At 51.3% G+C, this 24,467-nt stretch carries 12 protein-coding genes; 8 read left to right on the forward strand and 4 right to left on the reverse strand.

What is annotated here, in order from left to right:
* Nucleotides 1-96 precede the first annotated feature (96 nt).
* The 3 genes from MKX70_RS29405 to MKX70_RS29415 all read right to left on the reverse strand — a co-directional run bounded on the left by MKX70_RS29405 (nucleotide 97) and on the right by MKX70_RS29415 (nucleotide 3,732).
* On the reverse strand, nucleotides 97-945 hold the full coding sequence (locus MKX70_RS29405; RefSeq protein WP_042234407.1) for a sugar ABC transporter permease: 849 nt from the start codon (nucleotides 943-945) through the stop codon (nucleotides 97-99).
* Nucleotides 942-2,255, reverse strand: a complete 1,314-nt coding sequence (locus tag MKX70_RS29410) for a sugar ABC transporter permease (RefSeq protein WP_042234405.1) — start codon at nucleotides 2,253-2,255, stop codon at nucleotides 942-944. Before MKX70_RS29410 ends, MKX70_RS29405 begins: the two co-directional genes overlap by 4 nt.
* Before the next feature lie 142 nt (nucleotides 2,256-2,397).
* Entirely contained in the window at nucleotides 2,398-3,732 is a 1,335-nt protein-coding gene (locus tag MKX70_RS29415) for a sugar ABC transporter substrate-binding protein (protein ID WP_340841397.1), read from the reverse strand.
* 736 nt (nucleotides 3,733-4,468) lie between these two features.
* Between MKX70_RS29415 and MKX70_RS29420 the strand changes: the two genes are divergently transcribed.
* Nucleotides 4,469-6,217 carry an alpha-glycosidase gene (locus tag MKX70_RS29420; protein ID WP_042234398.1) on the forward strand — a complete coding sequence of 583 codons (1,749 nt, stop codon included), beginning with the start codon at nucleotides 4,469-4,471 and terminating at the stop codon, nucleotides 6,215-6,217.
* Between the two features lie 123 nt (nucleotides 6,218-6,340).
* Here the strand turns inward: MKX70_RS29420 and MKX70_RS29425 are convergent, their stop codons facing one another.
* Nucleotides 6,341-14,041 carry a pullulanase gene (locus tag MKX70_RS29425; RefSeq protein ID WP_340841398.1) on the reverse strand — a complete coding sequence of 2,567 codons (7,701 nt, stop codon included), beginning with the start codon at nucleotides 14,039-14,041 and terminating at the stop codon, nucleotides 6,341-6,343.
* Nucleotides 14,042-14,813: 772 nt separating this feature from the next.
* Here MKX70_RS29425 and MKX70_RS29430 point away from each other — a divergent pair.
* The 7 genes from MKX70_RS29430 to MKX70_RS29460 all read left to right on the forward strand — a co-directional run bounded on the left by MKX70_RS29430 (nucleotide 14,814) and on the right by MKX70_RS29460 (nucleotide 24,456).
* Nucleotides 14,814-15,851 carry a LacI family DNA-binding transcriptional regulator gene (locus tag MKX70_RS29430; protein ID WP_039307469.1) on the forward strand — a complete coding sequence of 346 codons (1,038 nt, stop codon included), beginning with the start codon at nucleotides 14,814-14,816 and terminating at the stop codon, nucleotides 15,849-15,851.
* Between the two features lie 328 nt (nucleotides 15,852-16,179).
* Complete coding sequence (pgmB, locus tag MKX70_RS29435) at nucleotides 16,180-16,842, forward strand: beta-phosphoglucomutase (protein ID WP_340788903.1); 663 nt, start codon at nucleotides 16,180-16,182, stop codon at nucleotides 16,840-16,842.
* A 298-nt stretch (nucleotides 16,843-17,140) separates the two neighbouring features.
* Nucleotides 17,141-19,459 carry a glycoside hydrolase family 65 protein gene (locus MKX70_RS29440; RefSeq protein ID WP_042234394.1) on the forward strand — a complete coding sequence of 773 codons (2,319 nt, stop codon included), beginning with the start codon at nucleotides 17,141-17,143 and terminating at the stop codon, nucleotides 19,457-19,459.
* Between the two features lie 285 nt (nucleotides 19,460-19,744).
* On the forward strand, nucleotides 19,745-21,430 hold the full coding sequence (locus tag MKX70_RS29445) for a glycoside hydrolase family 13 protein (protein ID WP_042234390.1): 1,686 nt from the start codon (nucleotides 19,745-19,747) through the stop codon (nucleotides 21,428-21,430).
* A 152-nt stretch (nucleotides 21,431-21,582) separates the two neighbouring features.
* Nucleotides 21,583-22,443 (forward strand): AraC family transcriptional regulator, encoded by an 861-nt coding sequence (locus MKX70_RS29450; RefSeq protein ID WP_042234389.1) that lies wholly within the window; start codon nucleotides 21,583-21,585, stop codon nucleotides 22,441-22,443.
* 231 nt (nucleotides 22,444-22,674) lie between these two features.
* Nucleotides 22,675-23,520 (forward strand): DegV family protein, encoded by an 846-nt coding sequence (locus MKX70_RS29455; protein WP_340841399.1) that lies wholly within the window; start codon nucleotides 22,675-22,677, stop codon nucleotides 23,518-23,520.
* Between the two features lie 135 nt (nucleotides 23,521-23,655).
* The gene (locus MKX70_RS29460) at nucleotides 23,656-24,456 is read left to right on the forward strand and encodes a class I SAM-dependent methyltransferase (RefSeq protein ID WP_340841400.1); all 801 of its coding nucleotides are present in this window, start codon (nucleotides 23,656-23,658) and stop codon (nucleotides 24,454-24,456) included.
* The last annotated feature ends 11 nt before the right edge of the window (nucleotides 24,457-24,467 follow it).

Consider the following 24,467-nt stretch of genomic DNA (forward strand, 5'->3'; position numbering starts at 1 on the left):
ACGAAATACAGGTGCAGCCCTTCGTTGACTGCATAAAGGACGCACCTGTTATTCATAATGACATCAGTATTTCTTATTTCCTTAATCTCTAAATCTTTACCCCTTACTAGCCCCTGCGGTCAGTCCATCAACAAGCAGGCGCTGCAGGAAGCCGAACAGAATCATAATCGGTACAGAGATCAATACTGCACCCGCTGCGAACAGCGTGAAGTTGGAATTCTGCATCGTATTGACCATATCCCACATTCCGACCGCGACGGTCCAGTTCTCCTTGGTCCGCAGAATCAGCTTGGCGAAGATGAAGTCCACCCATGGGCCGACAAACTGGGTCAGTGCCATATAAGTGATCATCGGCCGGGACAGCGGCAGGATAATCCGTGTGAATATCCCGAAGTTGCTCGCCCCGTCAATCCGCGCGGCTTCATCCAGCGAACGCGGAATCGTATCCAGGAAGCCTTTGGCAATCAATGTCCCTCCGAGCGGTGCTCCGGCAGCGTACACGATAATCAATGCCAGATGGGTATCCAGCAGATTGAACTCCTTCAGCAGCAGATAGATCGCAATCATACTCATGAAGCCCGGGAACATCCCGAGGATCAGCAGGGTTGACATGGTCGTCTTGCGGCTTTTGAACCGGAACCGGGATAAGGCGTAACTGGTCAAAAGCGTCAGCACCACGCCGATCAGCATGGAGAACACGGCAATCTTGAGCGTATTCGCGTACCAGGTTCCGAACATATAGACCGGTGAAGTGAACAACTCTTTGTAATGAGCCAGTGTAAAATGTTCGGGAATCAGCGTTTTGCTGTACAGGGATTTGCCCGGACGGAAGGATGCCAGAAGAATCCAGAGTGCCGGATAGATCGCTGCAATCGCCAGGATAACCAGAATGATGTAGCTGAGGCCCAAACGAATAAAGCCCGTAAGCTTGCGTCCGATGATCATTGAATCATATCCTCCTCTTGGAATGATTTGGTCCGGCGGTAATTATACAGGGAGAACCCGGCAACAATGATGAAGAGTATAATGCCTATTGCAGAAGCCATATTATTCTTATTCTGATCCAGCGTCAGCTTATACAGCCACGTTACCAGCAGGTCCGTTGACCCGGCATACTGATAGTCACCTTTCACCGGACTGCCTCCGGTCAGCAGGTAGATCGCGTTGAAATTGTTGATATTTCCGGCAAATTGCATAATCAGCGTTGGCGCGGTAGAGAACAGAATCATCGGCAGGGTGACAATCCGGAACTTCTGATAATTCGTAGCCCCGTCCACTTCGGCTGCTTCATACATATCCCGCGGGATTGTGGTCAGCACGCCCATGATGAGCAGCATAGATACCGGAATACCGACCCACATGTTGACGATGATAACCGTGACCTTCGCCCAGAACGGATCAGTCAGCCATGGCAGTCCGCCAAGTCCGAAGTAGCCGAGATACTGGTTGATCGGGCCAAACTGTCCGTTGAACAGGTTGCGCATCAGCAGGAGGGAGATCATCTGCGGCACGGCATAGGGGATGATCAGAATCATTCTCCATAGTCCCTTGAAGCGGATCCCCTTTTGGTTGATCAGCAGGGCAACGAGCATCCCGCCGAAGTAAGTAGTTACAGTCGATAGAACCGCCCAGATAATTGTCCAGGTAAGTACTCCATAAAAGGTCTGGCTCCAGGATTTCAGCACCAGCAGGTTACGGAAGGTTTCAAAGCCTACCCAGTCCACCAGCCTGGCCGGCGGGATGTGATCGGGTGCGGCGTAGTTAGTGAAGGCCAGCATGATCATAAAAATAATCGGCATGATGGTGAAGAACAAAATACCGATACCCGGAAGCAGCAAAAAGCTCTGGGCAAATTTGTAATCCAGAATATAGCGTACGGATTGCTTGAAAGTATTCGAGGGACGACCGGTTTCGCGTTCTGCTCCGATTTTAAGGGCATCCCTAATATTCATGTACCAGACAATCAGGAATAAAACCAAGAACAGCAGGGTAATCAGACTTTCAATCAGAATGACGATGGAATGATCACCGGGAACCATTTTGGCAATGCCCTTTACCTTTTCAAGGCGGCTTGGAGATTCCCCGAGTGTGGTGATGCCCCAGAAGGCCCTGCCCAAATTGGTAATGAAATAGAATAGTGCGCCTGCTTCTACAGCTATGAAAATAAGCCCTTTGATGAATTGGCGGTTATATATTTGTCCCAATCCCATAAAAATGGCCGACAGTACTGCGGCTCTAGCTTTGTATCGCTGCATTTCCCTTCCGTTCTCCTCTCCGCGCGGAATTCAGGAAACTGCCCGCCGCGAGCTATGCGGCGGGCGATTTGATTCCACTGTGTGTTGATGGTTGTTTGTTGCCTCAAGGGCAGCTGATGATTACACTGCCGGAGAGCTGATTTTACTGGGCAGATGCCCCGTTATTCAAATCCTTAATTTGTTCTACTGCTTTGTCCATAGCTGCCTTAGGATCTGCGTTGTTATCCCAAATTTCAGGAAGTGCCGCATTTACCGGGCTCCATACGTTACCCATTTCAGGAATCGAAGGCATTGGCTGGGAGTTCTTGGCCTGTTCAGCAAAAGCGGATATGAACGGGTCGCCGGTGATTTGCGCATCCTGCAGCGCTTCGTTGTTCGTAGGCACGGAACCGACCAATTTGTTCAATGTCAGCTGAGCGTCTTTGCCGGAAGCAAAGCGGGCATACAATTTAGCCGCATTCGGATACTGACTATAAGCGTTGACTCCGAAAATTTTAATCCCGGAGAAAGTAATTGCCGTTTTGCCGTCGATGGTAGGAATCGATGCGACACCAAGGTTGTCTCCCAGCGCTTCTTTATAACCGGCAAGCTCCCAAGGTCCAGTGATGTCCATGGCCACATCACCAGTGTTGAACAAGCTGCGCTTGATATCTGCGTTGATGTCGCCGCTCTTAATCGGCAATATTTCTTTCAGCTTTACATATTCACTCAGACCTTTGATCGCGCCTTCATTGTTCAGACCGATATCGTCTTTGTCCGTGCCGTCTTTGCCGAACAGGTAACCGCCTGTTGTAGCGATGAACGGATAGTTGAAGTACATATTGCCGACTTCCCACATAATTCCGTATCTGTTCTTGGCTTTATCAGTGAACGTTTTGCTGAAGGCAATTACATCATCGAAGGATTTAGGTGCTTCTTTGACCAGGGATTTGTTGTAGAACAGCGCATAGGTTTCTGCCGCTCTCGGATAACCGTACAGTTCACCCTCATAGGACGAACCTACGATGGATGCTTCTGTGTTCTCAGCTTTGGTCTGCTCACCGAAAATATCGTTTGGAAGCAGCAGGCTCGCGCTTACCGCCTTACCCAGATTATCATGAGGAATGAGGACAACGTCTGCAGCCAGACCTGACGGGCCATCTTGTGTCAGCTTGCCGACCTGATCGGGCGGTGCTACCTCTTCAATTTTGATGGGAACGTTGTACTGCGCGGTGAACTGCTTGGCGATTTCTTCAGCAAATGCTCTTTCTTCTTTACTCTCCCAGACCACCAGTGATGCGCCGTCTTCAGGCACAATCTCATCTGTTGCCGGAGCATTCCCGCCGTTGGTACCAGCGTTGTCTGTTGCTGCTGCGTTATTCGCAGGAACATTGGTTGCTGCTGCATTTCCCCCGTTATTGTTGTTTGACCCGCACGCCGTAATCGACATTGCCATAGACAATGATGCGGTGAGAACCATGATTTTTTTCAAATTCATTGCTTTTAACCCCTCCCGATTTGTATATCACTTAATTTGAACATGATGCCTCCGACTTTGCGCAAACGATTTCAGAAGACTCAAAAAAAATTCATGTTTTGCAAATTGACCCTTCCTTATGTGCTCCGCCAAGTTTTAGAAAGCGCTTCATTCCTGAATTCATAATACATCAGCGGGCAAGATTGTTAAAACGTTTGCACAGAGTGTATTTAAGCAAATTCAATCATTTTATACACATAATCAATTATTTTCTTTCAATTTCACAGAATTTCTTTAAATATCTCTGTTTATCATTTGATAAAAATTTAAAATCCGCATTTTTTGTTGTATTTTAGCGAATTGTGCAATTTTATTACCAGATAATCTCATTTTCCAAGCTTTGGAAATCGGTTTCCTCCCTAACGGCATTTGTGCAAATGTTTGTACAAACGTATTGAACCTCAATTTATTCCATGCTATAATCCAAAACATTAAGAACGCCCCTGTTCTTCACATAATTCAAAGGCAATGTTACTTCAATTGGGTACAACCTCGGACAAGCTACCCGGCGCCGGTTGTGCCTGTTTGGTCTGCGCAGAATCTGCATGATTCGTGCGATTGTGGCACAGTTGCTGTGCAATCATGCACTTGCCAGATATAGAGCTGTGTTTGAAAAACGCTTGCTTCCGGAGCCAGCGCTGGTTTGCCCGGTGTCATTCAGGGGTGTTTGGTTCACTAAACCTTAGGAGGAATTAGTATGTTGTTAGAAGCTGTGTATCATCGTCCGCGCCTCAATTGGTCTTATGCCTACGATCATGAAACGATCCACCTGCGTCTGCGTGCCAAGAAGGGGGATTTGACCGAGGTGTTCGCCTGGGCCGGAGACAAGTACGCCTGGGACAACACCAAGGAGTTGATTCCTATGACTCTTTTCACTTCGGATGCGATGTTCGATTACTGGGAGTGCGAGTCCGTCCCCCTTTACCGCCGTTTGAAGTACGGCTTTCTGCTGCAAAAGGGCCATGAGCGCATCTGGATGACCGAAAGCGATTTCCAAACCGAACGTCCCGCCAATCCAAACCGGCTGTTTGAATTCCCTTATATCAACCGCGGTGACGTGTTCATTCCACCGGCGTGGGTGAAGGATGCTGTCTTCTATCAGATCTTCCCGGAACGTTTCGCGAACGGCGATTCCAGTCTGAATCCGGACAATGTACAGCCATGGGGCGGCACACCTAAGCCTGATAACTTCTTCGGCGGTGATCTGCAGGGGGTCATTGACCATCTGGATCATCTTACTGAGCTGGGTATCACGGGCATCTATTTCACTCCGGTCTTCACAGCCACCACCAACCATAAATATGATACGGAAGACTATATGCAGGTCGATCCCCATTTCGGTGATGTGGAGACGCTGAAAAGGCTCGTCGACGCCTGCCATGAACGCGGTATCCGTGTCCTGCTTGACGCTGTATTCAATCATGCTGGACGTACCTTCGCCCCGTTCGTGGATGTGCTGGAGAAGGGCGAAGCCTCTGCTTATAAAGACTGGTTCCATGTCCGTGAGTTCCCGCTTCAGGTCGTGGATAACATTCCGAATTATGACGCTTTTGCCTTTGAGCCGCTGATGCCGAAGCTGAATACTGAGAATCCTGAGGTTAAGGAATATTTGCTGAAAGTCGCTGAATATTGGATCCGTGAGGTCGGCATCGACGGCTGGCGCCTGGATGTGGCCAACGAGGTCGATCATGAATTCTGGCGCGACTTCCGCAAGGTGGTGAAGCGTGCGAATCCCGAGGCTTATATTCTCGGTGAGATCTGGCATGAATCCGCACCTTGGCTGGAAGGAGACAAGTTCGATGCAGTGATGAACTACCCGTTCACGGATGCGGTGCTCGACTTCTTCGTGTATGGCAAACTCGATGCGGAAGGCTTCGCCAACTCCATCGGCAAACAGCTGTCGCGTTACCCGCTGCAGGCCAGCGAGGTTGCCTTCAACCTGCTGGACAGCCACGACACCCCGCGTTTGCTGACGCTCGCGGACGGGGACAAGAATAAGCTGAAGCTGGCTGCGCTGTTCCAGTTCACATTCATGGGCACCCCCTGCATTTATTACGGAGATGAGATCGGCATGGATGGTGATGGCGACCCGGACTGCCGCAAGTGCATGGAGTGGAATCCGGCGATGCAGGACCGCGGCCTGTTCAATTATTACCGCAAGCTGATCGAGATCCGCAGCAGCCATCCGGCACTGCGCACAGGAAGCTTCACGTTCCTGGAAGCCGGTCCCGGGGGTACCAAGCTGGCTTATGAACGTAGCCTGGGCGATGATCTTATTCTCGTGCTGATCAATACGGAAGAGACCGCACAGACCTTCCGGGTAGACGTACAGGAACGCTCCTGGGAGAACCTGTTCACCGGCGAACCGCTCCGCGCGGAACGCGGCAAGCTGTCGCTCAAGCTCCCGGCTTACGGTTATGCAGTACTGCAAGCTAATATGGTCTAGCCACCCTCTCAGAAGCTCCATTCATTGGATTGAGTTATATTCCAGGCATAGCAAACAGGGTATTCCGCAGCCGTTATGGCCTGCGGAATACCCTGTTTACGTTCTGATTTGATTCGTCGCGCGCTATTTGCCGAGCAGCTTGTAAATCACCTGCGCACTCTCTGCACGGGTCAACGGTCCTTGCGGCGCAAAGAGATGATGGTCTCTGCCCTCTACCAGTTCCAGCTCTACGGCAGCGTTCACATAAGCACTTGCCCATGCACTGATACTGGAGGCATCCGCGAATAAGGCCGGGCCTGTTGAGGAAGCCAGGAGCTTGCCTTGTTTGAATTCCAGAGCGCGGATAATCATCACCGCCATTTCCTCACGGCTGATAGTAGCATCCGGGGCAAAGACAGTCCTGCTGCGCCCGTTAACAATGCCTGATTTGACGGCAGCGGCTACATAAGAGGAGTACCAGGCATCTGCCCGGACATCAGCGAATATCGCTCCCCCTTCCCCTGACTGTCCGAGTGTACGCATCAGCAATGCTGTAAACTCCGCACGCGTCACCTTTCTTGCAGGTTCAAATTCAGCAGCCGATACCCCTGTTGCCACCTGTTTGGCTGCAAGTGATTTAATGGCAGCAGAAGCCCAGTGGGTATCCGGCACATCCTTGAACACTGTATTTATCTGAAGTGCTGCATATTTGCTGAAATGTGTAACTGCAGCAGTAAGTGAACCATCCGCTTGCGCTTCGCCCCCAATATACTTCAGCTCACCGTTATCTCCCAGATAGAACACACCTGTCCAATCCTTAACCGGGTTGCCCTGAAGCTTAAGTGTCAAAGTAACCGGCTGCCTGAACGTTGTAACAGTTAGGCTGGTCCCGTCTTTTTTGATAATCTGCAGTTTAAGGTCGTATACCCCGGATACAGCAGTTGCAGCCGTGTTCTCCTTACTGAATCTCTTGACTGCATCCTGCGCTGCAGCTTCGCTAAGCGGACTCAGCTCCATCAGGATATGTGAACTTTCTGCATCCGCACCTGTAACCATGGCCCCAATATCAGCCAGCACAGCATTCGGGATTGTAACGGACAGCCCCTCCGAGTGAATAACCAGCCCGTTATTCCCCAGCAGCTTAGCCGCCTGGACCGGCAGCAGCAACGAAGTATTTCTCTGTCCCAGACTGAGCTCTACTCTGCCCTCCTTGCCATTCCGAAGATCCGACTCACTTATAATCTGTGTACCTGCCGGAACCGCCGTTGGAGCTGGCGTTACCGTTGGTGTTGGCTTTACAACCGATATAGCTTCGGATTCTACCGCTGGCGTTGGTTCCGCTGTTGGTGTTGGTGTTGGTGTTGGTGTTGGTGTTGGTGTTGGGGGTACCACAACCGGCTCCGCCGCCAGAATCACCGTTCCGCCCTCATCTCTTCCCGGTAGATCAACCGTTACTTTCCGGGCAGCCGATACCGTGTACAGCTTGCCGCTATACTCATCTCTTACAGTAGACAATGCCGCAAACGGAACGGGAATTTCTGCACTTACACCTTCCTTCTTCGTGTTGATTACCGTAACCACGTTGTCGTTCCCGTATTGCTTGTTGAAGGCCAGATATCCCAGATCATCGGAGCCCGCAAGCTTGGTGCGGATACCTTTGGCATATAGCTGCGAATATTCGGCCCTAATGTTCAGCAGCTTCTGATAATGATCATGAAGTCCCTGCTCTGCAGTGAGCTGTTCCCAAGGCATATCGCCCCGGTTCTCGCTGAACTCGCCGCTTGCCATATCTCCGGCATTTTTCCCAGACCGGCCCAACTCTTCGCCGTAGTAGATTACCGGCTGGCCCTTGGCCGTGATCTGCAGCGCAGCTGCGATCTTGAGCTTACCTTTGTCACCGTCAACGTAATTTGACAAGAAGCCATCCTCATCATGGCTACTGAGGAATTGTGCCATTACCCCGGTATTGCTGATCTTCGCTTCGCGCTCCTGCAGATAAGCATCCACAGCATTAATGGTACCCTCTGCGAACAGCTTGGCCTGATCATTAAAGCTAAAATCAAGCAAACCGTCCATTTGCCCGCTTTGCAGCATGCCGCCATCATTATCGGCGGTTCCGCCGAAGTATTCGCCAACCATTTTGAAGCCCGGATCTATTGCCGTCAGCGCATTTTTAAATGCTTTCCAGGTTGTGCCCTCCACATGCTTGACCGTATCAACGCGGAAATAGTCGATTGTATCTCCCCGCTCGGTCCGGGCATTATCCAGCCAGCCTGTCTGCCAGGCAATGATCTGTTCACGTACCGCAGGATCCTCCGTCTTGAAGTCCGGCAGGGCGCTGAGCTCGCCTTTGATGACATCCGTATCGGCTTGAACGCCGTCTGTACGCAGCATTCCTGCAAAACGCGCCTTATCCTCAGCGGTTACCTCCGGATTGTCGTCATCTGCCTTCAGCCCGTAGCCCGCATGGTTAAGCACTACATCAACCATAATCTTGATGCCCTTGTCATGCGCCTTCTCAATTAGTTCCTTGAAGGTTTGCATGTCTCCAAGGTGCTCATCAAGCTTGGTGAAGTCTTTGGCCCAATACCCGTGATAAGCATATTGCTTGCCGCCGAAGCTGACACCCTGGTTGAAATCAATATTATCTACAACCGGCGTAATCCAGAGCGTGTTGATGCCCAGCTCCTGCAGATAATCGAGATTGTCGATCATTCCCCTGAAATCGCCGCCATGATAGGCTTCAAGATGTGCCTTGTCCACATTCTCATTGTTGTCAGGGTCACCGTCCTTGAAGCGGTCGGTCAGTGCGAAATAGATCCGTGCTTCGTCCCAGTCGAAATCAAGCTTGGAACCGCTGTAGGTTCTGGCTTTCACCTCGATTTCAGCAGACTGTCTGTGCAGATTGCCATACTGGTCCACAAGGACAATTGGAATGCTCTTGATACCTGCCGGTACCTCATCCTTCACCGCTATAGTCTGCTGCATAAGCTCTGTATCAAATTTGACCTTGGCTGGTCCACCTAGTGCAGTAAGGTCCAGATAAGCCTCCTTATAAGACACTTCCTCTGCCGCAACAGCCTTGACCGTTAGCACAGCATTCTCATTGGAGGTTACAGCCCGCGGATTGACCTCTGCTGTAATATTAACTTCCGGCTTGTGATAGTACAGGGAAGATTCCCCGCCCACCGTGTTGTGCGGGTCGGTGAACTCGCGGGTCACTCCGTCCTTGGTTACGATGAAGGTATACTTATAAATGCCTTCCTCCAGACCGCTCAGCCGGTAGCTGAACCATTCCTTGGCCGGATCATACTCCATCGGATATTCTTTGCCGTTCACCTTCACTTTAATGTCTGTTATCGCAGACACATCGCCGCCGCGGAACAGCTCGTCATCACGGTACAGGAAGGTTATGGCTTCATCCTGCATCAGCGGACCGCTGATGCCCGGGGTGATTTCAAGCTCTTTGACCATGCTGGTTACACGGACTTTGGTAAAGGCCTCGCCGGGAGTCAGAACAATATAGCGGTCATCCGCTATATCCTGTTTGTTGCCAGACCAGTCCAGACCTTTTATGAGCACAAAGCCCACCTGGGTTGCGTCTTTGCCTACTTCAATCAGAACCGTCGAGCTTGCTGAATCTCCTGCGGGCTCGGGGAGCTTCACCTCACCGTCTGTTGCCCCGGTATACCACAGCCATACACTCCAATCCTTATAAATCCTGTCTTCCCGGGTGTAAGTGAACTGCACATACCGTTTGGTTTCCACCGGCGGGCTGGTTACTTCTACGGTCACATTCGCGGACACGCCGCCATAGGTAATGGTAAGGATCGCTGTTCCAGCCATAATCCCCTTCACCAGCCCTTTGCTTGTCACTGTGGCTACTTCCGGTTTATCGGATACATACAGCGCCCTGGCGGTCACTTTGCTTGAAGTGCCGTCCGCATATTTCGCCGTGACCACAGTCTGATGCGTGGCCCCCTCCTTCAGCGTATAGCTGGACTGGTCCGTCTCCAGCAGAGACACTACTGCTGCGGCTGCATCCTTGCGGATAATTACAGATGTGAGCGGGTCGAGAGTGATCGAATCCGCAGTCAGGCTGAATCCGCTCTGGTCCGCAGCAGAAATAGCTTCGGTCCCGGCTTCGTCATTATCGGCAAGCACAGTACCGTTACTCAAGTTCTCCGGCAAAGTAAGAACTCTTGTCTTGCTGTCACCGTTCATGAAGACATAATAGATCCCGGTTCCATCCGTTGCCTTGCTTGAATAACCGATCACCAGATCATCCTTCTGCATTTCAGGTGACTCAATAAGCTTGACATTGGAATTCACAAGACTGATGTCGCCCAGCCGGAAAGCGTTGGTAGACTTTCTGAGCTTAATCAGCCCGGCCGTATATTCTCTGGTCGCATTCTGCACCGGAAAGTTCACTTCATCCGTTGCTGCGGACCAGTCGAAGGCATTGACCGCATCCGAAGAATCGTATGAATCGTTGATGAAATAACTGACAGACTGATCAGCCGCATCGCGGACTTCCGTATATTTCTGCTCGGGTGCCCCCGCAGCCATCCATTGCTTGGTACGCCCGTACTCCTGACCTGCCTGCAGGAATGCGGTTCCCTGCGAAGTCAGCAGCAGCATGTTTCCGAGTCTGATCCGTTTCTGAATCCCCAGCTCGTTCGCCGGATTCTGCGGATTCTTGTGAAGGGCCAGGGCAATGACATCATGGAGCGTCAGATTATCATGGGCTTCAATGTATTGAACGATATCTCCCGGATCATCTGCCGGAATATTGGAAGGCTGCGCTTTGATATTGTTCAGGATCGTCGTCAAGGGGCGCGCTCCGCCCGTAATGAACCTCGGATCTCCTTCGGAGCCGTACCCGGATTTCAGCTCATTGCGGAACTCATCAGAGAACACGCCGACACTGTCCGTCTTATCCATCCATTTCTGATCAGCAGCCTTGCCTTTGAGGGATGGATCCGAAGCCTCACCCCCGAAGGTAATCCAGCCCTCCCCGATGAACAGGGCCTTGGGATTAATGGCAGCCGCTGCGTCATAAGCAGCCTGTACCGCATCTGCCGTGGCATCGCCCATCATATCCCAGCGCATCCCGTCGATTTTGTACTCCTGGAACCAGTATTTCACGGAATCGACCATCAGCTTCTCGGCCATCTTATGGCTGGTTGCCAGATTGTTGCCGAAGCCGCCGATGAAGTTCCCGGCCGGGTCCTGGAAGGCATAATAATTAGGCACGATGTCATTCAGAAATTCTTTTTTGGCCATATGGGTGTACACAACATCAAGAATGACGCCCATCCCGGCTTCATGCACCGCATCGATCAAGCCTTTCAGCTCTTTAATCCGCTCTTCCGGATCTGCCGGATTGCGGGAATACGCCCCGTCCGGAGAGAAATAGCTGTGCGGATCATAACCCCAGTTATACTCATTGCCTTGAGCTGAATAGTCCAGCTCCCTGTCTTCCATCCCGGTTTCGTCCCCGTAATACCAGGCCATCACCGGAAGCAGCTGAATGTGGGTGACACCCAGGGATTTGATATAATCCAGCTTCGACTCAAAAGCCGCATAAGACCCCCAGCGTTCCCCGCCGAGACTCGACTGGATTGCCGGATCGGAGGTGAAATCCCTGATATGCGCCTCATAGATAATGGCGTCTTCACGGTCCTCATAGCCGGCAATGTCTGCAGCCTGGAAGCCCTCGGGATTCGTAGCGCTTAAATCCACAATGGCTGCCTTGCCCACCGTATCACCGCCTGGGCCCGCTTCTCCTGCCGTATTCACGGTGAATACAGCCATGGATTTGGCATAAGGATCAAGCACCTGCTTAGTTACTCCCTCATTGGTCACTTCATACTGGTAGTAGAAGTCCCTGACATCCTCTGCGCCGGGTGCACCGGTCAGATCAGCCGGAGTCAGCTCCGCCGTCCAGACTCCTTTATCCCCCAGAGTCAGCCCGGCGCGGCCTACAGTGAGATGAGCGTCAGCTTTATCATAGACAACCGCAGTCACTGAGCTCGCTTTCGGCGCCCATAGCTTCAGAGTTGCCGACTTGCTGGCCTTATGGTATGTGGCTCCGAGATCGTCACCTGTGTAATTGTACAGCTCATCCATCATTCTCCATCCGCTGGAAGCGGATACAGTTTTACCTGCATACGTTACACTCAGCGGGATTTTCTTCAGATCAAATGCACCGGTAGTCACTTCAACCGAAGTTGTGCCGGTAACCGCCACACCTGTAACAGAAACAGAGGCTCCTTCCGAATCCTTTATGGAAATGGCTGTTTTTAGTGCATCCGCCGTAAGTCCGTCCGTTAATGTGAACCCTAGCCATAGTTTGCTTGCGGACAATATATCCGCGGATAACAGCCCGACCGGTGTCTCGCCAAAAGGTGAAGTATAAACATTCGGGTCATTTTCCTTCACCCACAGCTGATTGTAACGGTCCAGAAAAGCGAAGCTTTTGTTCTCATTGCCCGCCGGTCCGTCTTTGTCTCCGTTTGTAGGCTTCATAACAATGAAACTGATAGTCTTGGCATTCTCCTTCAGCGGAATATCCGCATAGGCTCCGAAGGAATCCCGGTTCTCCGGTACAAAAGGAGTTGCGCCCCGTGGCCACACATCAGACGGCGTCACCACATCATCCCACAGCCAGAGGCCGTACTGGCTCTGATTGTTGTCGGCCCGCATGTAGTGAATCCGCACTGTATTCGCCGGAAGCTCCACCGGTTCATAAGGGGTTACTTTATTCGAGCCTTCCGTGATCCAGATCTCATTGGTCTGCGGAGTACTGATGTTAAAAGTTTTGTCCCCGTCCTCCATTTCCTTAACCCCGGTAGTCCGGTTTACCACGAGGAACGAGATCGTCTTCGCCACATCCTTCACAGGCAGATCGACATAAGCGCCGTAGGCATCGGTTTGTCCATCAGGGAAAGGAACGGCATCTTTTGGCCAATTCACGGACGGCGATACAACATCGCCCCATGTCCATAATGCCTGGCCGGAATAATCACCGGCAGCACGGTGGTAATGCACTCTTATATGTCCCGCTGGAACAGGCACGGCCGTACCCGGTTCAGAAGGAACCGTGTAATGGGCAGAGACACTGTTGTCCTGCGCATTGTATTTGAAAGTTACCGGCAGCCCGGAGGGAAGCTTAAGCTCCTGCGCGGTGTCCGGATAGGCGACTCCATCCGAAGGTGCAGCTCCCGGGAGATAAATCTGGTAGGTATAATCACCAGCGGGCAGCATGGCCGTATGCTCATAGATCCCGTTGAAGTCCGGATCGGTTAGCAGCGTTCGGGCATCTGCCGGGGAATCATTCTGCTCGTCTCCAAGCACAGTCTGCAGACTGCCGGTCACCCGGGGTAAACGGTCCGCAGGCACCGGTGAATAATACGTGGAATCTGCAATCGCTTTGGTAATGTCATTATAATAAAAGGTTACACTTGTATCCTCGCTTAAAGTAATCTGAATGTTGCCGCCCGCCTCCGTCCCGGCTGGATTAGTGTAGCTGCCATACCCGTAGTTCTCCGTCCAGGCATCGTTGAGGGCAACTTTGTAGTGATAGGTTCCCTGCGGCAGCATGCCGGTGAAGGTGTACAGCCCCTCCCCCCTGTAAGTCATTTGGGTTACTGTAGACTTCTCGTTCCAATCTTTCGGTTCAGCGGAATCCAGCCCCGTGAACTTACTCTGCAGGTCACCAACCAGCACAACCTTTGTCGTTTCTGCGCTGACTCTGGGCAGGTTTATGCCCAGGCCAGAGCATACAAGAGCGATAACCATCAAGATTGCAAAAGCCTTTTTTATCCGTAAAGCAAATTCCATTCCGTCAATCCCCCCATGAATGTTATGAACTTCAACTGCATGAACGGCAGAATCCCCAACTCCGGTTGCAGGTGTCTGCTGCAATGTTGGCTTATCAGGCCCAACTGACTCCGATCCTCCTTGAAAAATACAAAAATCATGCTCTGAATTTGCCCTTCCCTACGCAAAATCCATTCCTTTTCTGCGCAAACGTTTGCAAAACATTCTGCACTTACTCTTATTCATTGACTACGGGCAGCGACATAAATATCCTGCATAAAATCAGACTTTGTAAACGCTTAATTCATTTCGATTTCATACTAATCTGCTAGTAAAGTTATTGTCAACTAGTAATTTTCCAAAATATTCTGCAAAACGTGCCAATAGTTGCACAATATTTAAGTCATTAATTGCATTAATTTGCACATTTCATATTCATCCACTTACTTCCGTCAATAATTAAAAAGCTGAGAAATTCTAAATAAATCCTTATTTTATAAAGAAATTTCGAAAATTAATCAGATATATAATCATTCACATCAATCTAAGAACGTTTGCACAGTTTCGGTGCAATGTCCGGAGTACCTCAATACTGCCTACTCCCACGAATACCACTCCATTGATAAACATCCAGTGAATCCCTGTGGAAAGCTTGTGACCAGCACAGTAAAAATGTTCATTTCATCACTTTCTATGCCAGTATTGTGCAACACACCGGGTTTCTCTATTTACAATCATCAGGACTTCGATTAATATTACTGTGTAAAGCAAACGGTTCCATAAGGAGGTTTCTATGACAGTTACCATTAAGGACGTGGCCAAGAAAGCGGGAGTATCTCCCTCCACGGTCTCCCGGGTGTTGTCAGGCCATCCCAGAATCAGCCTAGAAACTTCCCGTAAGGTTAAAGTGATTATGGAGGAAATGGGCTACACCCCGAACATGATGGCCAAAAGTCTCGTTTCCAAGACAACCAACAGTATTTGCATCATTCTTCCGAAACCGGCTGAAGAGCTGTTCTCCAATTTGTTTTTTATGGAATTAATCCGCGGGATCGTCACCCAGTCCAGCCGTTCGGGCTATGATGTGCTGATCAGCTCCGGGGCAAATGAGAAGGAAGAGCTTGAAGCCGTCTCACGCTTGCTCAAAGGACGCCGCGTGGACGGCGTTATTCTGCTGTATTCCCGTAAAGATGATGCGGTGATCGATTTTCTGGAATCAGGCGGCTATCCCTTCGTGCTGGTTGGACGAAGCGACCGCTATGAAGATATATTGTCAGTCGACAATGATAATATCATGGCTGCTTATGATGCAACGAACCACCTTATTTCCATGGGTCATGAACGCATTGGCTTCGTCAGCGGCCCGCCGAATCTTATCGTTTCGCGCGACCGTCTGGAAGGCTACCGTAAGGCAATGCAGAATAAAGGCCTTGAAATGAAGGCGGAATGGATTGTCGAAGGCGAGTTTCTGCAGGACAGCGGCTACCGGGCGATGTCATTCTTCATGAATCTCCCGAACCGTCCAACGGCACTCGTTGCGGTGGATGATATGGTCTCTTTCGGGGTATTGCGCGGACTGAATGAGCTGAAATACAAGGTCCCTGAGGATCTGGCGATTGTCAGCTTTAACAATATTCCGCTCTCGGAATTGTCCAGCCCGCCAATCAGCAGCATTGATATCGGAATCTATCATCTGGGCTATACAGCCTCACAGGTGCTGATTCAGAGTATTCAGAAGCCGGATAATCATGACGGATATACGAACCGTTTTGTCATTCCCCACCGTTTAATCGTACGGGAGTCATCGATGTATACTCCGGGTAAGCAATGACTTGCACAGGCTGCAATGCACAAGCTGCAATGATGCACAAGCAGTAATGATTCACAAGCAGTAATGATTCACAAGCTGATAAATGAAGCTAATCGCGCTTCATTTATTTTTTGGAGCTTTGTACAAACGTTTGCGCTAAATAAGATCGAACCACATTTGGATAGGATTTTCCGCCCTGGTCAGGCTTTAGCCTACCCTGGGAGCACTGGGGGTTTCGCAGACGGATTGTTGTACCTGGTGCAGCATTCCCCGTCCATTTATTGTGACGCGCCCATTCGGCGCGATTCTCAAAATAGATTATATCCACTTACATTTTAGGAGGTTCAATATGTCAGAAATCAAAGCTTGCCTGTTCGATCTGGACGGTGTACTCGTGGACACCGCCAGATACCACTATATTGCCTGGAGAGAGCTGGCGGAGGAGCTCGGATTTGTCTTCACCGAGCACGATAATGAGCGGCTTAAGGGTGTCAGCCGGGCCGCTTCCCTGAATATCCTGCTGGAGATCGGCGGCATCGAGCTTGGAGAAGAGGAGAAAACAAGACTGGCCGAGCAGAAGAACAACCGCTATGTGGAATACATCGCCAAGATGGACAGCTCAGAGATTCTGCCCGGCGCGCTGGACTTCCTGAAGGAATGCCGGAAACATGGCATCAAGGTAGCCCTGGGCTCCGCCAGCAAGAATGCGATGACCATCCTGAACAACACCGGCCTTACCCCCTACTTCGATGCTATCATAGACGGCACGCACACCAGCGCAGCCAAACCTGATCCGGAGGTCTTCCTGCTGGGAGCAGAAGCAGTCAACACCGCCCCTCAACACTGCGTAGTCTTCGAGGATGCCGAAGCCGGCGTCCTGGCCGCCACCCGTGCGGGCATGCGCAGCGTCGGCATCGGTTCGCCCGAGACGCTGGGCGCAGCGAATCTGGTGGTCCCTTCGCTGCAGCAGATCAGCGTCCGGACATTACAGGAATCTTTTGCCTCGGTTTGACGAATATTAACAGCTGCTGTGTAAGATGAGTCCTTGTCTTCTGCCCTACTCTTTATAAAAGAACTATATGTGAGATCTAAAGTTACGTGATAGCGGAGCAGGCAAAAGGATTGTGGAGAAGCGTCAGCGTTCGCCTTTGTCCCCGGATGCTTACCCAATAAGCTTCAATCTGAGCATCCGGGGACAACAGCGATCGTAACAACCTTTTGTCGGCGGAGCGGCCAACACGCAACTGTATCATCGAACTGATAGTTCATTTTATATACCTCATTCCCCCATCTAAAAGGAGCCAATAACAATGAAACAATACCTCAAAATTGATGAATGGTCCATCATCGAAGAATCCTTTGATCCGCAGACCCAGGAAATTTCCGAAAGCGTATTTAGCATCGGTAACGGGTACATGGGCGGCAGAGCCAACTTCGAAGAGCAATACAGCGGGCACAGCCTGCAAGGCAGCTACATGGCCGGTGTATACTACCCTGACAAGACACGGGTCGGCTGGTGGAAAAACGGCTATCCGGAGTATTTTGCCAAAGTCCTCAACAGCACCAACTGGATCGGCATCAACGTTGAAGTTGACGGCACTCCGCTTAATTTGGCAGCCTGCACCATCAGCGAATTCCGCCGTGTACTTAATATGAAGGAAGGCACACTTTCCCGCAGCTTCACAGCCACGACCGCAGACGGCAAAGAAGTGAAAGTGGAGAGCATCCGCATCGTCAGCATGGTCCGCCATGAGATTGGTGCGATTCGCTACTCTATCCAGCCGCTCAATTTCTCCGGCGAGATTACCGTGACTCCTTATCTGGATGGCGATATCAAGAACAAGGATTCCAACTACGACGAGAAGTTCTGGAACGAGGTCGAGAAGAAAGCGGAACCGGCGGGCGGACATCTCACCCTGAAGACCAAAAAGCTTGATTTCCACGTAACCTCGGCTTATGTATACGATATTCTGCTGAATGGAGAGCCGGTTGCCGCTGAAGCGGAAGCCCTGGAGCAGGAGAAATATGTAGGCAGCAAAGTTACGATTCCGGTACAGTCCGGCGATCAGGTAGTCATTTATAAGTATGCCGCGAATGTCACCTCCCGCAATTACGGGCTGGGACAGCTGGTAGACGCCGCACGGACCGCCTTGCAGAGTGCGCGTGAAGCTGGATTTGTGGCGCTTTTGACCGAACAGGCTGCGGCTTGGGGCGATAAGTGGAAGGAAAGCGACATTATTATTGAGGGTGACGTGTCGGCGCAGCAGGCGATCCGGTTTAATATTTTCCAGCTGAATCAGACATACACGGGCGAAGACGACCGTCTCAATATCGGACCGAAGGGCTTCACCGGGGAAAAATACGGCGGCAGCACCTACTGGGATACGGAAGCTTATTGTGTGCCCTTCTATCTGAGTACCGCTGACTCCTCGATTGCCCGCAATCTGCTGATCTACCGTTACAAGCATCTGGAGAAAGCCAAAGAGAATGCCCTGAAGCTCGGTTACAAAAAAGGCGCGCTCTACCCGATGGTGACGATGAACGGGGAGGAGTGCCATAACGAGTGGGAGATTACGTTTGAAGAAATCCACCGCAACGGCGCGATTGCCTACGCAATTTACAACTATGTGAACTATACCGGCGACAAGGCCTATCTCGGCCAATACGGGCTTGAGGTGCTGGTAGAGATCTCCCGCTTCTGGGAAGAACGCGTACACTATGTGCCACATAAGGACAAATACGTGATGCTCGGCGTAACCGGCCCGAATGAATACGAGAACAACGTCAACAATAACTGGTATACGAACCGGATTGCCGCCTGGACGATGGAATACACACTGGAGGCGCTGGCGTATCTGCAAGAGTATGAAGGCACACGTTATGCAGAGCTGGCCGACAAGCTGGGACTGCTGGACAGTGAAACGGCACAGTGGAACGAGATTATCGCCAAAATGTACTATCCGGCCGATGAAGAACGCGGCATCTTCCTGCAGCAGGACGGCTTCCTCGATAAGGAGATTATCCAGGTGAAGGATGTGCTGCCGGAGAACCTGCCGCTGAACCAGAAATGGTCCTGGGACCGCATCCTGCGCTCCTGCTTCATCAAACAGGCGGATGTGCTGCAAGGGCTCTACTTCCTGGGTGACCGTTATGATCTGGAGACCAAGAAGCGCAACTTCGACTTCTACGAGCCGATTACCGTGCATGAGTCCTCCCTCTCCCCGTGTATCCATGCGATTCTGGCCTGCGAGCTGGGCTACAAAGAGAAGGCTTATGAGATGTATCTGCGCACTTCACGGCTGGATCTCGATAATTACAATAATGATACGGAAGACGGCTGCCATACGACCAGCATGGCCGGAACGTGGATGTCGATTGTACATGGCTTCGGCGGACTGCGTGTGCTGGGCGACCGGCTGACCCTGAACCCTTCCAACCCGGGACACTGGACCTCTTATTCGTTCAAAATCATGTTCCGCGGCTCGCGCCTAAAAGTTACAGTTACCGATGTACAGGTTACGGTTAGTAATGAAACCGATGTTCCGGCATCCCTCACGATTCATGGCAAGGAGTATACGGTGAACGGACTGAGCAGTGTGACTGCTGACGGCTCTTCGGTAACTGTGTAGTCTCTGTCTCCCCCGCCCCGGAGGCATTAAGCTTCTTCGGGGCTTATTTATAATTTGAACTTGTGAAGACAATATAAGATGACAGTAACGGAGGGGAATTTCGGAACTGTAGGAGCGATAGCGATCGCCTTTGTCACCGGATTTCTACCGCTAACAGCGGTTTAATCAGGAAATCTGGGGACAACAGCGACCGGAAGTCCGAAAATCACCGCAGTTACGACCAGCATCTACATTGGAAACTTCTCTAGCTCAAATTTCAAATACCACTCAAAGGAGCCCACCCAAATGAATAGAGCCTTTTGGAAAGAAGCCGTAGTCTATCAGATCTATCCCCGCAGCTTCCAGGACAGCAATGGAGACGGAATCGGGGACCTGCAGGGGATCATCTCCCGGCTGGATTATCTCCAGAAGCTGGGCGTCGATGTCGTCTGGCTGTCACCCGTATACAAATCGCCGAACGATGACAATGGTTATGATATCAGCAACTACGAGGACATTATGGATGAATTCGGCACGCTGCGGGACTGGGAGGAGCTGCTGGCCGGACTGCATGCACGCGGCATCAAGCTGATGATGGATCTCGTAATTAACCACTCCTCGGATGAGCATGCCTGGTTCGCGGAATCCCGCGCCTCCAAGGATAACCCCTACCGCGATTACTATATCTGGCGTCCCGGCGGACCGGATGGCGCGCTGCCGAACAACTGGAGCTCCATCTTCAGCGGACCAGCCTGGGAGAAGGATGAAGCCACAGGCGAATATTATCTGCATCTGTTCTCGCGCAAGCAGCCGGATCTCAACTGGGAGAATCCGGAGCTGCGGGAAGCTCTCTATAAAATGATTGCTTTTTGGCTGGACAAAGGTGTAGACGGGCTGCGGATGGATGTTATCAACATGATCTCCAAAGTAGAAGGACTCCCTTCCGCACACCATGAGGGCCTGGCTCCCGGTGAGCTGGCCGGTGGCGGAGAATATTACATGAATGGACCGCGAGTTCATGAGTATCTCCAGGAAATGAATCGTGAAGTCCTCTCCAAATACGATGTAATGACCGTCGGCGAAACGCCGGGGGCAACTGTCGAAGACGCCATTCTCTATACTGACGAAGACCGGCATGAGCTGCAAATGGTGTTCCAGTTCGAGCATATGGATGTCGATTCCGGCCCGGGCGGCAAGTGGAATGTGATTCCGTGGACGCTGAAGGGTCTGCGCGATATTTTGCACAAATGGCAGGTAGGCTTGTCTGAAAAAGGCTGGAACAGCCTCTATCTCAACAACCACGATCAGCCGCGGATGGTCTCCCGGTTCGGGGATGACGGCAAATACCGTGTGATTTCGGCCAAAATGCTCGCTACCCTGCTGCACACGCTCAAAGGTACACCTTATATCTACCAGGGTGAGGAAATCGGCATGACCAACGTGAAATTCCCTGTGCTGGAAGACTACAAGGATATTGAGATACTTAATATGTACCGGGAAAAGGTTACGGAAGGCGGCGGAGATCATGAGACGGTTCTCCAGGCGATTCACACGAAAGGCCGCGATAACGCCCGGACCCCAATGCAGTGGGACGCCTCAACGAATGCCGGTTTCACCGCTGGCACACCCTGGCTCAAGCTCAATCCGCGCTACACAGAGATCAATGTGGAACAGGCGCTGGCCGATCCTGACTCGGTATTTTACTATTATCAGCAGCTGATTAGCCTGCGCAAGCAGCATTTGATCATGGTGTATGGTGAATATGAGCTGCTTTTGCCGGAGCATGAATATATCTACGCGTACACCCGGACACTGGATGGTGAGAAATGGCTGGTGCTGCTGAACTTCTGTGACACGCCGCAGACTGTAGAGCTGCCTGACGAGCTGAATGCCGTAACCGAAACGATTATCGGTAACTATCCGGAGGAGCCGGTGCCCATGGACCGCAGTACGCTGCGGCCATATGAAGCAAGAGTCTGCCGGTTAGGCTAGCTTATGCCGGAAGCTGACAACCCCCTTGAAACATGACATCATAGGATCATAGACTGTAGCCCGTTGACTGTACCCTGTCTCAGATGAGCAGAGAATAACAGGACCGGACCGTAGGCCGCGTGATAATATGAACTTAAAGGGAGATGGCAAACATGGAATGGCTGATCCGAATGAAGAACGCGCTGGATTATATGGAGAGCAGAATGACCGGACCGCTGCGGATCGAAGAGATTGCCGCAGTGGCCTATGTCTCCCCTTTCCACTTCCAGCGCATGTTCAGCATGCTGACCGGCGTCACCGTAGCAGACTATATCCGCAAACGCAGATTGACTCTGGCCGCTCAAGAGCTGGCCATTTCAAACATCCGGGTGCTGGATGTCGCACTCAAATACGGATATGACTCTCCGGAGTCATTCGCCAAAGCGTTCCGCAAAGCGCATGGGCTTACCCCCTCTGCCGCACGCGAGCCTGGGGTACAGCTCAAAGCCTTCCCGCGCCTCTCTTTCCATCTGTCATTGAAGGGAGATCAGGAAATGGATTACAAAATCGTGAATAAAGAAGCTTTTACCGTTATCGGCAAATCAATGGAGGTTACCACCAAGGACGGGGAGAATTTCCGCAGAATTCCGCAGTTTTGGGATGAATGTAATGATGACGGCACATCAGATAAGCTGATTGAGTTCGGCTTACGCGAAGAATGGCTCGGCATCTGTATGTGCATGGACATGCAGAAGGAAATGCTGACTTACTGGATTGCTGTGGAAAGCCCGCCAGGGGCGGATCCCCAGGGGTATGAGACTGCAGTGGTTCCGGCTGCGACCTGGGCGGTATTCAAATCCGTAGGAGCTATGCCTGATGCGATTCAAGGGGTCTGGCAGCGCATTTTCCAGGAATGGTTCCCGGGAACGGGCTACGAGCATACAGGCGGACCCGAATTCGAGCTGTATCCTCCAGGCGATACCTCGGCCGGGGATTATGTCTGCGAAATATGGATTCCAGTAATGAAGAAATAAAGAATGAACTCCTCCGCTATACCGGAAATGGCTTCACTGTCCCTGCAAGGACGGTGAAGCTTTTTTGCATGTGCACAGTCAGCTCTCAGGCGGATGAAGAAGCGGCATAACCGGCCAGCCTCACAAGCTAGCATTTTTTATTTTGAGATTCGAAGCAGGCTTGGTATAATAAACAGATTATAGGGTCTTAATATTGAGTATTGTCATCCAAGATCGGTGAAGGAGATATTCATGTCTATCGTAAAAATCTTTTCAGACAGCACTTCCGATTTGCCGCAAGGCTGGAAGGAAACGTATGATATCGGCATTGTCCCGTTATATGTAGTATTTGAAGACGGTACCTTCAAGGATGGTGTAGAGATTACACCCGAAGAAGTGTACCGCCGTGTCGCCGCGGGTGGTGCACTGCCCAAGACGGCAGCCCCTTCCCCGGCTGATTTCATTGCCGCTTTTCAGCCAGTCGTGAGCAGCGGTGGAGATATCGTCTATATCAGCCTTTCTTCTTCTTTATCCTCTACATATCAGAATGCCCTGCTGGCCGCAGGCGAGTTCCCGGAAGGCCGGGTACATGTTGTGGATTCCCAGACGTTATGCGGCGGGATCGCCTTGCTGGTTATGAAGGCCGCCCGCGCCGCAGCCAAAGGCCACAGCGCGTCCGACATCGCAGCTATGATTGAAACCTCCCGTGAGCGGGTGGAATCCGAGTTTGTCGTCGATACGCTGGATTACTTATATATGGGTGGGCGCTGCTCAGGCATGCAGAATTTTATTGGCAGCCTGCTGAAGATCCGGCCTGTACTGCGGCTGGTGGACGGGGCGATTGTACCCGTTGCCAGAATCCGCGGCAAGAAGGAAAAGGCTGTAGAGCAGATGCTTCAGCATGCACTTGCGAATGCAGCCGATATGGACAAGGAGCTGCTCATTGTTGCCCACACCCTGGCTGAAGAGGATGCCCGGTATTTGGAGAAGGCACTGCGCGAGCAGACAGATGTGAATGAAATTGCTGTCATTCACGCCGGCTGTGTCATCGGCAGCCACTGCGGGCCGGCTACAGTTGGTCTTATGTATATGCACTAGAATGATCAGGCGCTACCTTTGACGAATCCAATGTCTGCAGCTTATGCAGATAAGGATTCGTTTTTTGTTGCATAGTAAATACAGTATAGTAAGATCAGAAAGGGCGATTTCCAATATTTATCAAGGGGGTATACGATGCAGGAGCAGATGGCACGTGCGAATAAGACGGCTTGGGAAACGAAGGCATACCAGGCCTGGACACAGCATCATGGATCACCTGAGGAGCTGGCCGGGCGATTGAAGCAGGACCCAAGGCACCCGTTGCGGCATTGGCTGAAGTACCTAGGTAACCCGACAGGATTGAAGGTGTTGAACCTGCTCGGCTCTCACGGGATGAAGGCGAATTGTTTCGCTTTGCTGGGTGCTGAGGTTACTGTCGTGGATATTTCTGAAGAGAACCGGCTGTATGCCAGTGAAGTAGCGGCAGCGGCGGGGGTTACACTGAACTACATCTGTGCAGACGTCTTAAATATCCCCGGTGAGGAAGCCCTGGGAACCTTCGATGTTGTCCTGATGGAGTTTGGGATTTTGCATTACTTTACGGATTTAAATGCTATATTTTCTTTGGTCAGCAGAAGGTTAACGGCAAACGGCAGGCTCATACTGACGGATTTCCATCCGTTCGCCAGGGCATGGATGACAACCCGGAATCTTCAGCATCCTACGGGTAATTATTTTGACGATACACTTAGGGAAGGTGAGGTTGCCTTTGCCAAGCTGCTTCCCGAAGAGGAACGGTCCGGGTTAGCCCAAGTGGTGACACGGGGCTGGACTGTAGGCGATATTATCACTTCAGTAGCCTCCCAGGGGCTATATATCCGCACCTTTGAAGAAATCAGGAGTCCAGGGGACCCGAGATTCCCTGAGTTCTACACGCTGATTGCGGATCATATTGCGGGGCAGCCGAACCCGCTGTATCCTGAAACATCAGGATAGCAGGCAGTCTC

The organism is Paenibacillus sp. FSL R7-0312 (genome assembly GCF_038004445.1).
In the GTDB taxonomy this organism is placed as follows: Bacteria; Bacillota; Bacilli; order Paenibacillales; family Paenibacillaceae; genus Paenibacillus_AQ.